This is a genomic window from Sphingobium lignivorans, from assembly GCF_014203955.1.
GTDB lineage: Bacteria > Pseudomonadota > Alphaproteobacteria > Sphingomonadales > Sphingomonadaceae > Sphingobium > Sphingobium lignivorans.
In genome coordinates, this window is record NZ_JACHKA010000001.1 from 3409500 (window position 1) to 3422365 (window position 12866).

At 66.4% G+C, this 12866-nt stretch carries 12 protein-coding genes; 10 read left to right on the top strand and 2 right to left on the bottom strand.

What is annotated here, in order from left to right; genetic code table 11:
- The first annotated feature begins 1 nt into the window (after position 1).
- The 7 genes from HNP60_RS15705 to HNP60_RS15735 all read left to right on the top strand — a co-directional run bounded on the left by HNP60_RS15705 (position 2) and on the right by HNP60_RS15735 (position 7465).
- Entirely contained in the window at positions 2 to 1633 is a 1632-nt protein-coding gene (locus HNP60_RS15705) for a nitrite/sulfite reductase (protein ID WP_184155616.1), read from the top strand.
- A gap of 48 nt (positions 1634 to 1681) precedes the next feature.
- On the top strand, positions 1682 to 2122 hold the full coding sequence (locus HNP60_RS15710; RefSeq protein WP_184155618.1) for a DUF934 domain-containing protein: 441 nt from the start codon (positions 1682 to 1684) through the stop codon (positions 2120 to 2122).
- Positions 2115 to 2894, top strand: coding sequence for a phosphoadenylyl-sulfate reductase (locus HNP60_RS15715; protein WP_184157124.1), 780 nt, complete (start codon positions 2115 to 2117; stop codon positions 2892 to 2894). The genes HNP60_RS15710 and HNP60_RS15715 overlap by 8 nt, the downstream gene beginning before the upstream one ends.
- Positions 2895 to 2988: 94 nt before the next feature.
- Entirely contained in the window at positions 2989 to 3573 is a 585-nt protein-coding gene (locus HNP60_RS15720; protein WP_184155621.1) for a class I SAM-dependent methyltransferase, read from the top strand.
- A 91-nt stretch (positions 3574 to 3664) separates the two neighbouring features.
- Positions 3665 to 4849: a BaiN/RdsA family NAD(P)/FAD-dependent oxidoreductase gene (locus HNP60_RS15725; RefSeq protein ID WP_184155624.1), complete on the top strand. Its 1185-nt coding sequence runs from the start codon at positions 3665 to 3667 to the stop codon at positions 4847 to 4849.
- A 142-nt stretch (positions 4850 to 4991) separates the two neighbouring features.
- Entirely contained in the window at positions 4992 to 6809 is a 1818-nt protein-coding gene (locus HNP60_RS15730; protein ID WP_184155627.1) for a DUF885 domain-containing protein, read from the top strand.
- A 167-nt stretch (positions 6810 to 6976) separates the two neighbouring features.
- Positions 6977 to 7465, top strand: coding sequence for a GFA family protein (locus HNP60_RS15735; RefSeq protein WP_184155630.1), 489 nt, complete (start codon positions 6977 to 6979; stop codon positions 7463 to 7465).
- 137 nt (positions 7466 to 7602) lie between these two features.
- Here the strand turns inward: HNP60_RS15735 and HNP60_RS15740 are convergent, their stop codons facing one another.
- The gene (locus tag HNP60_RS15740; protein WP_184052924.1) at positions 7603 to 9093 is read right to left on the bottom strand and encodes a replicative DNA helicase; all 1491 of its coding nucleotides are present in this window, start codon (positions 9091 to 9093) and stop codon (positions 7603 to 7605) included.
- Between the two features lie 201 nt (positions 9094 to 9294).
- Here HNP60_RS15740 and HNP60_RS15745 point away from each other — a divergent pair, with 201 nt between their 5' ends.
- The 3 genes from HNP60_RS15745 to HNP60_RS15755 are packed head-to-tail and all read left to right on the top strand — an operon-like array spanning position 9295 to position 10954.
- On the top strand, positions 9295 to 9777 hold the full coding sequence (locus tag HNP60_RS15745) for a UPF0262 family protein (protein WP_014077551.1): 483 nt from the start codon (positions 9295 to 9297) through the stop codon (positions 9775 to 9777).
- Entirely contained in the window at positions 9774 to 10499 is a 726-nt protein-coding gene (locus HNP60_RS15750; RefSeq protein ID WP_338056730.1) for a GH25 family lysozyme, read from the top strand. Before HNP60_RS15745 ends, HNP60_RS15750 begins: the two co-directional genes overlap by 4 nt.
- Positions 10496 to 10954, top strand: a complete 459-nt coding sequence (locus HNP60_RS15755) for a cytidine deaminase (RefSeq protein ID WP_184155634.1) — start codon at positions 10496 to 10498, stop codon at positions 10952 to 10954. The genes HNP60_RS15750 and HNP60_RS15755 overlap by 4 nt, the downstream gene beginning before the upstream one ends.
- Positions 10955 to 10996: 42 nt before the next feature.
- Here HNP60_RS15755 and HNP60_RS15760 read toward each other — a convergent pair whose 3' ends face one another.
- Positions 10997 to 12781: a hypothetical protein gene (locus tag HNP60_RS15760; protein WP_184155638.1), complete on the bottom strand. Its 1785-nt coding sequence runs from the start codon at positions 12779 to 12781 to the stop codon at positions 10997 to 10999.
- Between the last annotated feature and the right edge of the window lie 85 nt (positions 12782 to 12866).

Genomic DNA, 12866 nt, shown 5'->3' on the forward strand with positions numbered 1-12866 from the left:
CATGTATCGTTACGACCAATATGACCAGGCCATGGTGGACGCGCGCGTCGCCGAGTTCCGCGACCAGACGCAGCGCCGCCTTGATGGCCAGCTCAGCGAGGAGCAGTTCCGGCCGCTGCGGCTGATGAACGGCCTCTATCTCCAGCTCCATGCCTATATGCTGCGCGTGGCCGTGCCCTACGGCACGCTCAGCGGGCGGCAGATGCGGATGCTGGCGCATATCGCCCGCAAATATGACCGGGACTACGGGCATTTCACGACTCGCCAGAACATCCAGTTCAACTGGATCAAGCTGTCCGACGCGCCGGACATCCTCGCCGAGCTGGCAACGGTGGAGATGCATGCCATCCAGACCAGCGGCAATTGCATCCGCAACATCTCGTCGGACCAGTATGCCGGCGTCTCGGTGGACGAGGTCACCGATCCGCGACCGCTTGCCGAGCTGCTGCGCCAGTGGTCGAGCTTCCACCCGGAATTCACCTATCTGCCCCGCAAGTTCAAGATCGCGGTGATCGCCAGCCCCACGGATCGCTCGGCGATGCGGCTGCACGACATCGGCCTCGAACTGGTCGAGCGGGACGGCGTCGTCGGCGCGCGGGTGTTCGCCGGCGGCGGCATGGGCCGCACGCCCATGATCGCGCCGGAAATCCGCGACTTCGTGCCGTTCGGGGAAATCGTCTCCTATCTGGAGGCGTGCCTGCGCGTGTACAATCGCCACGGCCGGCGCGACAACAAGTACAAGGCGCGCATCAAGATCCTCGTCCACGAGATGGGCCGCGACGAATATCGCCGGCAGGTCGAGGAAGAATTCGCGCATATGAAGACGCTGGGGCTCGATCCGCCGCTGGCCGAGCTGGAGCGGATCGCCGCGCAATTCGCGCCGCCGCCTTATGAAGCCGGCCTCGCGGACGAGATTGACCTGTCCGATCGCGATTTCGCCCAGTGGATGGAGACGCAGGTGAAGCCGCACAAGGTGCCGGGCTATGCCATCGTCAACATCAGCCTCAAGCCGATCGGGGGCATTCCGGGCGATGCCTCGTCCGCCCAGATCGACCTCATAGCCGACCTCGCCGAGCGCTACAGCTTCGACGAGCTGCGCGTGACGCATGCCCAGAACATCGTGCTGGCGCATGTGAAGAAGGCCGATCTCCACGCAATCTGGAGAGCGCTGGAAGCAGCCGACCTGGCGACGCCCAATCTGGACCTCATCAGCGACATCATCGCCTGCCCCGGCCTGGATTATTGCAGCCTCGCCAATGCGCGCTCGATTCCCGTCGCGCAGAAGATCGCGCAGCGCTTCGCCGATATCGACCGGCAGAAGGAGCTGGGCGAACTCAAGCTCAAGATCAGCGGCTGCATCAATGCCTGCGGCCACCATCATGCCGGCAACATCGGCATTCTCGGCGTGGACCGCAAAGGCGTGGAGAATTTCCAGCTCCTCCTCGGCGGATCGGGCGCGGAGGATGTCGCGCTCGGCCAGATCGTCGGCCCCGGCTTCGATGAGAACGGCGTCGTGGATGCGGTGGAGAAAGCCACCGACGTCTATCTGGCGCATCGCATCGATGGAGAGCGGTTCGTCGACACGTTCCGCCGGATCGGCATGGCGCCGTTCAAGGAGGCGATTTATGCCTGAACATGCTTCGCGCGCGGTCCGCCCCGGCCAGATTTCCGGAGAAACCGCATGATGGAATTCCTGTCCCTGAGGGAAACCGGCGAAGCGGCCGAATTGCCGGCCGTCACGCTGGAAGCCTTTTCCGGCCAGAGCAACGCGACCGCAGTGCGGATCGAACCGGGCGAGGATGCGCGGGAGCTGCTGCCGCACCTGGACCGCATCGCGCTGGTCGAGATCAACTTCCCGAGCTTCGGCGACGGGCGCGGCTATTCGGCGGCCCGCATCCTGCGTGAGGCGGGCTACACGGGCGAGCTGCGCGCGGTGGGCGATGTCGCGGTCGATCAGCTCAGCCACATGATCCGCTGCGGCTTCGACAGCTTCACGCCCGACAAGCCGCTCGACCCGGCGCTGGTGGACGCGACATTGGCGCTCTTCCCGCACCGCTACCAGAAAGCGGTCGATGCCACGCGGCCGGTCTGGGCCCTTCGGCATGGCCAAGATCATGGGTGAGGCCGCACGCAAGATCGATCGGATCGACACTGCCCCGCGCTGGACGCAGGCCGATGCCGATGCGCTCAACGCCCGCTTCGAGGGCGTGGATGCCGGCACGATGCTGCGCACCTTGCTGCGGGAAGGCAATCTAGGCAAGGTGGCGGTCGTCTCGTCCTTCGGGACGGAAAGCGCCGTGCTGCTGCATCTGGTTGCCGCGGCGGATCGCGACACGCCGGTCGTCTTCGTCGATACGCTCAAGATGTTCCCCGAGACGCTGGAATATCGCGACACGCTCGTGCAGATGCTGGGCTTCACGCACAGCGAAGTCGTGACGCCCGACCCCGAGATGCTGGCGCGGAAGGACGACAAGGGCCTGCGCTGGTCCTATGATCCGGATGGCTGCTGCGCCATCCGCAAGGTCGAGCCGCTTGCCCGCGCCAAGGCCGGGCTGGACACGTGGATTTCCGGCCGCAAGGCTTTCCAGTCCGTCACCCGGCAGAATCTGCCGCGCTTCGAGATCGAGGACGGCCGGCTCAAGATCAATCCGCTGGGCGACTGGGACAAGGCCGCGCTCGACGCCTATTTCGCGGCACATACCCTGCCCCGCCATCCGCTGGAAGCACAGGGCTATCTTTCCATCGGCTGCGAGCCCTGCACCAGCAAGGTGATGCCGGGCGAAGACCCCCGTGCGGGGCGCTGGCGCGGCTGGGACAAGGTGGAATGCGGCATCCACACCATTTCCACGCCAAGAGGCGACCCGGACGATCCGGCCAACCAGCCGGCGTTCTGACGGGCGGCCCCGGGGACTTTGCCAGCGAAAGCGCAGTGTCCCGCGGCAGCACCTTTGCTATCGTGAGCGACCTCCGTCACGGAAGGCGCGCGGCATGAGCATCGACCGATCGCAGGGCTGGGACGCCATTGCCGATCAATTCATGGCGGTGCGATCCCTCGTGGGCGCCAAGCGCGTGCGCGACTGGGCGCGGGACGCCCTGCCCCCGGGCGCCGCCATCCTGGACCTGGGATGCGGATCGGGCGTACCGATGGCTGAGACGCTGATCGACGCGGGCTTCGATCTGTTCGGGATCGATGCATCGCCCCGCATGATCGAGGCGTTCCGCGCGCGCTTTCCGGACAGGCCGAGTGCATGCGAGGCCGCGCAGGACAGCACCTTCTTCCACCGGCCCTTCGATGCCGCCATCGCGATCGGCCTGCTGTTTCTGCTCCCGCCGGAGGATCAACGAGCACTGGTGAGCAACGTGGCCGGGGCCCTGCATCCCGGCGGGCGCTTCCTGTTCACCGCGCCGCGGCAGGCCTGCGCATGGCAGGACCGGCTGACCGGGCGCCGCTCGGTCTCGCTGGGCGAGCATGTCTATGAGGAGATGCTCGCCGCCGCAGGCCTGTCACTGCTTGACCGCTTCATGGACGAAGGCGGAAACCTCTATCATGACGCGGCAAGGCCGGGGCTCTGACGCGCGATCGGGAAGGCAAGGGCCTTCGATGAAAGAGGACGCTCCCCAGCTTTTTCGAGACGTTCAAGTTTCGGCACGCTAAGGCGCGCCCATGCCTTCGCCCCCCGCCCCTTATGACGCGATCATCCTCGGCGCGGGTGCGGCCGGGCTCATGTGTGCGGCGGTGGCCGGGCAGCGCGGACGGCGGGTCCTCCTGATCGATCATGCCGAGGCACCGGGCAAGAAGATCCTCATTTCGGGCGGCGGCCGCTGCAATTTCACCAACATCCACACCGCTCCCGACCGCTATCTCTCGCAGAACCCGCATTTCGCCCGCTCCGCGCTCAGCCGCTACACCGCGCAGGATTTCCTTGCCCTCGTCGAGAGCCACGGCATCGCCTGGCACGAGAAGACGCTGGGGCAGCTCTTCTGCGACGGGTCCGCGCGGCAGATCGTTGCCATGCTGCTGGAGGAATGCGCGAAAGGCGCGGTCGAGCTGCGCTGCGGGCAGGGGGTCAGCGAAGTCGATCATGCCGATGGCCTGTTCCGCGTTCTGGCGGGCGGGCAATCCGCCACGGCCCCCGCGCTGGTGATCGCGACCGGCGGCCCCTCGATCCCGAAGATGGGCGCCACCGGCTTTGCTTATGAGCTCGGCCGCCGCTTCGGTCTCAAGATCGTCCAGCCCCGCCCCGCGCTCGTGCCCCTGACCTTGAGCGGAGCGGACGCGCTGTTTCGCGACCTGTCGGGCGTCTCGACCCCGGTCGTGGCGCGCTGCGGGAAAATGGCGTTTCGGGAAGCAGCCTTGTTCACGCATCGCGGCCTTTCCGGCCCGGCGATCCTGCAGATCTCCTCTTACTGGAAACATGGGGAAGATATCGCCATCGACTATCTGCCCGATCACGCCGCCGACTGGTTGCTCATCGCCAAGCGGACGAGCCCCCGCGCGACGGTGCGCCGCGTGCTGCGCCACGCCCTGCCCGAGCGACTGGCCGACGCTCTCGACGCGCGGCTCGCGCTCGCTGGCGACCTTGGCAATCTGTCGGACCGCGCGCTTGGGGCTGCGCAGGCGCGCCTTGCCGACTGGCGCTTCACGCCGACCGGCTCGGAGGGTTTCGCCAAGGCCGAGGTCACCGCGGGCGGCATCGATACCGATGGCCTGTCGTCCCGCACGATGGAAAGCCGCCGCCTCCCCGGCCTCTATGCGATTGGCGAGGCCGTGGACGTCACCGGCTGGCTCGGCGGCTATAATTTCCAGTGGGCCTGGGCCAGCGCACGCGCCGCGGGGGAAGCGCTGTAAGTCAACAAAGTGTGGCCCGCGCACGGCGAGGCGGGCAGCGACAGGCGGCGCCCGGCGGAAAATGCGCACCACGAAATTATGTTGCGACGAGCCGCCAGAACGCTACGTTCCCGCCATCCCGCAATCGACGGAGCCGCCCAATATGAAACGCCGCGATTTTCTCCTCACCACCGCCGCAACCGCGCTCGTCAGCATGACGCCGCGCGCCTTCGCGCAGAGCGCCGCGCCTTCGGACGGTCTGCCGGCCCTCGATGCCACGTTCGAAAAGATCTTCGAGATGATGGTCGACAATTCGCCGCAAATGGCAACGCAACTTGGCCTCGACAAAGGGCCGCGCGCGCCGATGAAGGCGAAGCTGGACGATAACAGTCTGCAGGCCGTGACGGACGATCTCGCGCTGACCCGTCGGGCGCTCGCCATGCTCGACGCGTTCAAGGACAGGCCGCTGGGCGACAAGGATGCGCTGAACCTCGCCTGCGTGCGTTATACGCTCGAGCGCGGTTTGGTGGCTGGCGGAAAGTACGATCTGTCCTCCATCGGTCGGCCCTATCGCATCTTCCAGCAGGGCGGCGCCTATTTCAGCACACCCGACTTCCTGAACAGCGCGCACACCATCGCGACGAAGACGGATTGCGAGGCCTATCTCTCGCGCCTGGCCGCCTTTGCCACCGAGCTGGACAATGACAGCGAGGTGCAGAAAGCCTATGCACAGCGCGGCTATCTCGCGCCGGCCTGGTCGCTTGACCTAACCCTGGGCCAGATGCGGACCCTGCGCGGGCAGCCGGCCGCAAGCTGCTCCATGACCAGATCGCTGGCCGATCGCGCGGCAAAGGCGGGCGTCGCGGGTGACTGGGCTGCCGAGGCCGCGAAGATCGTCGCGGAGAAGGTCTACCCCGCGCTCGATCGGCAAATCGCGCTTGTCGAGCAGCTGAAGCCCGGCTCGGCGGCAGGGGACGGCGTGTGGCGCGTCCCGCGCGGCGACGAGATCTATGCCGATGCGCTGGCCCAATCCACCACCACCACGATGAGCCCGGACGAAGTCCACCAGATGGGTCTCGATCAGGTCCGCGAGATCAGTGCTGCGCTGGACGTGATCCTGCGTGACAACGGCCTGACGCAAGGCAGCGTGGGCGCCCGCCTGACCGCGCTCAATGCTCGCCCCGACCAGCTTTATCCGGACACGGCCGAGGGGCGCGCCGCACTGCTCAAGAGCCTCAACGACGATTATCTCAAGTGCAAGGCGCTGCTGCCCAAGGCGTTCAACAACCCCAGCAATGCCCCGCTGGAAATCCGCGCGGTACCGGTCGAGATTCAGGACGGCGCGTCCAACGGCTATTATCGCCGCGCCGCACTGGATGGATCGCGTCCCGCCATCTATTACATCAATCTCAAGGACGTGGCCGACTGGCCGAAATATGGCCTGCCCGCCCTCACTTATCATGAGGCGGTGCCCGGCCATCATCTGCAGATCTCGACGATGCAGGAAGCCGGCGCGCTGCCCACGCTGCGCCGCGTGGGTGGCTTCAGTGCCTATAGCGAGGGCTGGGCCCTTTATGCGGAGGAAGTCGCCGACGAGCTGGGCGCTTATGCAACGCCGCTGGAGCGGGCGGGCTATCTCCAGTCCTTCCTCTTCCGCGCCGCGCGCCTTGCCGTGGACACCGGCCTGCACGCCAAGCGATGGACTCGCGAGCAGGCGACGAAATACATGGTCGACGTCACGGGCTTCGCGGAGCCGCGCTGCCAGCGCGAGGTCGAGCGCTATTGCACGCAGCCCGGCCAGGCATGCAGCTACAAGGTCGGCCACGCCGCCTGGACGCGCGCACGCGCCAAGGCCCAGGCAACGCTGGGCGACCGGTTCGACCTCAAGACCTTCCATGAAGTGCTGAAGGACGGCGCCATGCCGCTCACCATCCTCGAGCAGCGCATCGAGGCCCGCACGGCAGCGCTCCTGAAGGCCTGATCTAACGGCGAGGCTCCCGCCCCCGCGCGGGAGCCGACATGCAGCGGGAAGGAAGGCGCGCCCCTCCTTCCCGACGCTTGCCTTGTGTCGAGGCGCCGGGAAATTGACGGCGGAAAAGCGGAACCGGCCCGCCGCTCCATCCGTTTGCCCGGCGAAAGGATCTGGCCATGCCTCTCGCGCTTCATGGATCATGCCACTGCGGCAAAGTTCGCTTCTCCGCGCAAAGCCATGCGCCGGTCCCCTTCATGCGCTGCTATTGCTCGATATGCCGCAAGACCGCCGGGGGCGGCGGATATGCGATCAATCTTCACGCCGACAGCCGCACGCTGAAGGTCGAGGGCGAAACCACCGTCTATCATGCCACGCTGGATGACGGCGCGGGCGGATGCAGCACCAGCACCGGCGAGCGCCATTTCTGCGCCGCCTGCGCCAGTGCCTTGTGGGTGTTCAGCCCGGAATATCCCGAGCTTTTCCATCCCTTCGCCTCGGCCATCGACAGCGAGCTGCCCAGGGCGCCCGCACTGGTTCACATGATGCTCGGGTCGAAGGCAGGCTGGGTTCAGCCGGAGATCGGCCCGGACGACCAGTGTTTCGAAGCTTATCCCGACGAGACGCTGGAAGACTGGCACCGGGCGCGGGGGCTCTGGGTCGATTAGGCGACACGGGCAATTCCGAGGCCATGGCGGCGCACCATATCGTCATGAACGACGTCCAAAAATGGCTGAAAAGCTGGCTTCGGGCCCCCTCAAAGTCCGCAGATTTGCGCGTGCTGCCGAACGCCCCGGCGCTTCGCTCAATCGTCGTAGGCAGCCGCCATGCCGTCGTCGGCAAGATCGGTGAAGCGGGTGATCTTGGCGTCGAAGTAGAGCCGCACCTTGCCGGTCGCGCCATGGCGCTGCTTGGCGACGATCAGCTCGGAATGGCCCTTGATGCGGTCCATTTTCTCGACCCAGGCGGCATAAGCCCCTTCTTCCTCGATCTTGGGCTCCTTGCTCATCTCGTAATAATCCTCGCGGTAGAGGAACCAGACCATGTCCGCGTCCTGCTCGATGGAGCCTGATTCGCGAAGGTCGGAGAGCTGGGGGCGCTTGTCCTCGCGGCTTTCCACCGCGCGGCTGAGCTGGGACAGGGCGATCACCGGCACGCTAAGCTCCTTGGCCAGCGTCTTGAGACCGCGACTGATCTCCGAGATTTCGTTGACGCGGCTCTCGCCCATCTTGCCCGTGCCCTGCAGGAGCTGGAGATAGTCGACCACGATGAGCCCGATATTGTGGCGCCGCTTCAGGCGCCGCGCGCGCGTGCGCATGGCCGCGATAGTAAGTCCCGCAGTATCGTCGATATAGAGCGGGAGATCCTGCAACTCACGCGAGGCGCGCACGAGATTCTGGAAATCGGCGTGGCTGATCTTGCCCATGCGCAGGGCCTCGCCGCTGATACCGGACTGCTCGGCGAGGATACGCGTCGCGAGCTGGTCCGCCGACATTTCGAGGTTGAAGATGGCGACGGGCGCCCCGATGGACTTTTCCGGCGGGATGCCGTCCGCCAGATCGCGCACCCAGCGGCGCGCGGCATTATAGGCGATGTTGGTGGCCAGCGAGCTCTTGCCCATGCCCGGCCGCCCCGCGACGATGATAAGGTCGGACGGATGGAGGCCACCGGTACGGGTATTGAGCCCGTCCAGCCCCGTGGTGATGCCCGAGACATGGCCCCCGGAATTGAGAGCTTTTTCCGCCATCTCCACCGCAAGGCGCGTGGCTTGGGCGAAAGTCTTCATGCTTCCGGTTTCGCCGCCCGCTTCCGCGACGGCATAAAGCGCCATTTCGGCATGCTCGATCTGCCCGCGCGGATCGATCGACTCGGAGGTATCGAGCGCCTTGTCCACAAGATCGCGGCCCACGCCGACGAGTTCACGCAGCAGCGCGAGATCATAGATCTGCCGGGCGAAGTCGCGCGCGCCGATGACGGCCGCGCCGCTGCCGGTCAGCTGCGCAAGATAGCCCGGGCCGCCCAGTTCCTTGAGCGCCGGATCGCTTTCCATCAGCGGCTTGAGAGTCACCGGGTTGGCGACCATGTTGCGATCGACCAGCTTCAGGATCGCATCGTAGATGCGGCCATGCAGCGGCTCGTAGAAATGCTGGGCGCGCAGGTCCATCTGCACGTCCTCGACGATGCGATTGTCGATCATGAGCGCGCCGAGCAGCGCCGCCTCCGCTTCCACGTTGCGCGGCAGGCGCGTTTCGGATGCGGTGTCGGGCACCGGCGAGAGGCGGATCGGATCGGTCATGGGGCGCGCACAATCGGCCTTCGGCGACCGAAGGGCAAGGGCCTCGACACCAATAGTTCCGTGGACGCTTTGTGGATAAGATCGGGGATGACATGACGCGGGCCACCGCCGGGCGGCCGATCCTCGCCGCTCCGCGCCTACCCATGCGCCTGCACCTCCCCTTGCCGCCGCTTCGCCACAGGCCTAGGGAAGCAGCGGACCATGGCCGACCCGCGCATCATCGACATCACGCTCGACGACAAGACGATCCTGTGGCGCAGCGCGGACGTCGAGCAGGAACGTCGCATCGCGATCTTCGACCTGCTGGAAGAGAACCGCTTCGCACCAGTGCGCACGCATCCCGATGGCTATGCCGGCCCCTACAAGGTGTTCCTGCGCGTGGCCGACGGGCGGCTCGTGATCGAGATCCGCCGCGCTGACGACAGTCCGCTGGAAGCCGTCATTCTCGGGCTGGCGAGTCTCAAGCGCGCGATCCGCGATTATTTCGCGATCTGCGAGAGCTATTATCAGGCCATCCGCCAGGCCACCCCCGCCCAGATCGAAACAGTCGACATGGCACGCCGCGCCATCCACAATGATGCCGCCGAGCTGCTCAGGGGACGGCTCGAAGGCAAGATCGACGTCGATTTCGACACGGCGCGGCGCCTCTTCACGCTCATCTGCGTACTGCACATCCGCTCATGACTGGAAGGACGACACAGCACCGCGCCCGGCCCCGCCGCCGGATCAAGCTGACGCCCCTGCGCCTCATGGTGGGGACGCTCCTTCTGGCGGCGCTCATCGGCGGCGGGGCCACGCTTTTCGCGCGGCACTGGACGCCGTCTCGCACGCATTTCCCGACGCAGGGCCTGATCCTCACGGCCGAAAGCGGCGAGATCAACTGGCGCATGGCCCGGGCGGCGGGCGCCGACTTCGCTTATATCCTCGCCACCAGCGGGGCGGGATCGCGCGATCCCGCCTTCGATGATTATCTGGCCGGCGCGCGCCGCAACGGGCTGCGCTATGGCGCGATCCACCGCTTCAGCCTGTGCGAGCGCGCCTCGGGCCAGGCCACGCGCTTCATCGCCACCGTTCCCCGGGATGCGGCGATGCTGCCGCCGGTCGTTCAGCTCGATTTCCAGCCCGGCTGCGCGGACCGGCCAAGCCGCGACATGCTGCTCGCCGAACTCAACATCTTTCTCAACCAGATCGAGACGCACAGTGCGAAACCGGCAATCCTGCGCCCCTCCCACGCCTTCGAGGCGCGATATGACGTGGCGGGCGGCATCAATCGTCCGCTCTGGCTGGAAGGCAATTTCTTCCCGCCCGATTATGCCACCCGGCGCTGGGTGATGTGGACTGCCTCGACATACCGGCGCGTGGACGGCATTGAAGGGCCGATCGAATGGAATGCGGTGCGGCGATGAGCGATGAACTGGACGACAGCGACCGGGCCCTGATCGCGGCAGCGCGAGAGGCAATGGGCCATGCCCATGCGCCCTACAGCCGCTTCGCCGTGGGCGCGGCCCTGCGCCTGACGGACGGCACGATCATCACCGGCAGCAATTTCGAGAATGCCAGCTACGGCCTCTCGCTCTGCGCCGAGACGGTCGCCATCGCGGCCGCCAATGCCCGGGGCCGCCTGCGGGACATTGCCGCCATCGCCGTCACCGGCGGCGCCATGGACGGCGGGACCGGCGAAGCGATCATCACGCCATGCGGACGCTGCCGCCAGATCATCAAGGAAGCACAGGACATGGCCGGGCGGCCGCTCTCCATCCTGTGCGCCGCGCCCGCCGGCGATGCCGTCGCCCGCCATGCGCTGGACGACATCCTGCCCCATGCCTTCGGCCCCGCCGACCTCGGGATCGGACCTCCATAAGCGGGCCTGAGCGCCAGAAACCAGCACCTGACCCTCGTTGCTTCAGGTCCGATTACCCCGTGCCGCGAAGCGCGCCTTCGCCGTCGCGATGTCCTTCGCCACCAGCGCGCGCTGCGTGGTGAAGCTGTCGTCGACAAAGGTGATGGTGGGAATCTGCGGCTGGTCCGGACTGACCGGCCGGTAAGTGCCGAACCCCGCCTCATGGACACCGCTCGATCCGCGCCCGGGAGCCGGCCAGCTGAGATGATTGTAGGAGGCGACGTGGCCGAAATTGGCCTGCGGATACAGCGGGAAGCGCGCCACCTGGTTCATGGGAATGAAGCCCATCAGCGCATCATATTGCATCTCGGCGATGGGCGGGATCCCCGGGTGCAGCGCCGCGAGCTCGCTGACCAGCGTGCGGGTCCCTTCGAGCATGTCGCCTGACAGGTTGTTCTCCCACAAGCCGCAGATATCGAGGAAATAGGCATCGATCCCGAAGCGCGCGATCATGTCGGAGATGCGTCCCTTGAGATGATCGCGCCAGCTCGGCACCGCCAGATTCATGAAGGTCATGCTGGCATCGCCCTTGCGGTCGCCGTCCCAGTCCACATAATCCGCGGCCATCGGCACGCCGTAGATGGTGCGGATCTGCGCATCCGCCATCGATGCGAACGCAGGCGATTGCGGATTGGCGATATTGCTGCCGAACATCAACGCGAAGCGGAAGCCGAGCGTCTTCCCTTCGGCGATCAACCGGGCGAGCCCGGCCTCACCACCCGTCTCCGTGCCGACGCGGAAAGCCGGATAGTCCCAATAATAGCGCCCGTCCCAGCCGGGCAGGAACACCATCACATTCTGCGGATCGATCTGCTTCGCCGTCCAGCGCAGGATCTCGAGTTGCCGGTCGAAATCGTTGAACACATAGCCGGTCCAGTGCTCGCCGTGCAGCGCGAGCACCAGCGCGAGATGCTTCATCCACTCCGGCGCATCTGCGCGACTTGCAAAGCCCGGCAGGTTCCAGTTGCGGCGCACCGTCTCGAAATGCGGCGCGGCGATGCCGGCAAAATCCGCGGCAGACGCAATGCGCCAGGTGGCAGTACGCACGTCGCCGCGCCGGTCCCAGCCCGCCTGTTCGTGCAGCAGCTCGACCTTGTATCCCTCCGGCCCCGGCAGGAAAGCGAAGCGGGCTGGCCGCACCTGCGTCTGCAGCGCCGAAATGCCCCAGATGCGCCCGTCCTTGCCCTCGATTGCGGTCAAGGGCGTTCCCATGCCATCCATGAGGGCCGGATATTCGAACCGTGCCTCATCCTCACCCGGATCGATCCATTCCCGGGCCGAGGCCGAGAGCCGTCCGCGCGGCAGGCCACGCACGATGGTCTTGATTGCCTTGATGGGCTTGTCGAGCCGCGCCTCGACGTCCCACTCGATCGTGCCGTTCGCGGTGCGGACCAGCCGGGCTGTGAGACTGCCCGGTGCGTGCCGCTGGCCGCCGGCCCAGGTCAGCCCCTTCGCCACCAGCGTCAGCCCCGCCGTCCCCTCGCGCGTCACCGTGACGGCGGCGGGATCGATGCCGTAGACATTCTCGAAGGTGATGATCTCGAACCCGAAGATCAGCCCGCCGAAATCCACGGACGGTTCGGGATTGGAGAAGCTGAGCTTCATCACGCCAGCGCCCCGGCGCGGCGTGTTGACGCCATCCGTCGAGGTCAGAAGCTGGAGGCGGGCGGGATTGGCCTGCGCTCCGCCCTCGTCACGCGCGAGCGCGGGACCGCCCGCCAGCACCGCGCTGCTCGCCGCCGCAGTCGCCAGCATCGTTCGGCGGGTCATTGCAGCCGGATCACGCATTCAAGGTTCCCCCGTTTTTCGTCTGTTGCTCCTGGCGGGAAGACCGTCCTGCAGCCCGCCCGTCCGCGTTCATGCAAACAGCATA

Excerpts from the sequence above, each read along its gene's own strand:
- HNP60_RS15715 (WP_184157124.1), top strand. The coding sequence starts at position 2,115 with ATGGGTGAGGCCGCACGCAAGATCGATCGGATCGACACTGCCCCGCGC.
- HNP60_RS15730 (WP_184155627.1), top strand. The coding sequence starts at position 4,992 with ATGAAACGCCGCGATTTTCTCCTCACCACCGCCGCAACCGCGCTCGTC.
- HNP60_RS15710 (WP_184155618.1), top strand. The coding sequence starts at position 1,682 with ATGATGGAATTCCTGTCCCTGAGGGAAACCGGCGAAGCGGCCGAATTG.
- HNP60_RS15705 (WP_184155616.1), top strand. The coding sequence starts at position 2 with ATGTATCGTTACGACCAATATGACCAGGCCATGGTGGACGCGCGCGTC.
- HNP60_RS15760 (WP_184155638.1), bottom strand. The coding sequence starts at position 12,781 with ATGCGTGATCCGGCTGCAATGACCCGCCGAACGATGCTGGCGACTGCG.
- HNP60_RS15745 (WP_014077551.1), top strand. The coding sequence starts at position 9,295 with ATGGCCGACCCGCGCATCATCGACATCACGCTCGACGACAAGACGATC.
- HNP60_RS15735 (WP_184155630.1), top strand. The coding sequence starts at position 6,977 with ATGCCTCTCGCGCTTCATGGATCATGCCACTGCGGCAAAGTTCGCTTC.
- HNP60_RS15750 (WP_338056730.1), top strand. The coding sequence starts at position 9,774 with ATGACTGGAAGGACGACACAGCACCGCGCCCGGCCCCGCCGCCGGATC.
- HNP60_RS15720 (WP_184155621.1), top strand. The coding sequence starts at position 2,989 with ATGAGCATCGACCGATCGCAGGGCTGGGACGCCATTGCCGATCAATTC.
- HNP60_RS15725 (WP_184155624.1), top strand. The coding sequence starts at position 3,665 with ATGCCTTCGCCCCCCGCCCCTTATGACGCGATCATCCTCGGCGCGGGT.
- HNP60_RS15755 (WP_184155634.1), top strand. The coding sequence starts at position 10,496 with ATGAGCGATGAACTGGACGACAGCGACCGGGCCCTGATCGCGGCAGCG.
- HNP60_RS15740 (WP_184052924.1), bottom strand. The coding sequence starts at position 9,093 with ATGACCGATCCGATCCGCCTCTCGCCGGTGCCCGACACCGCATCCGAA.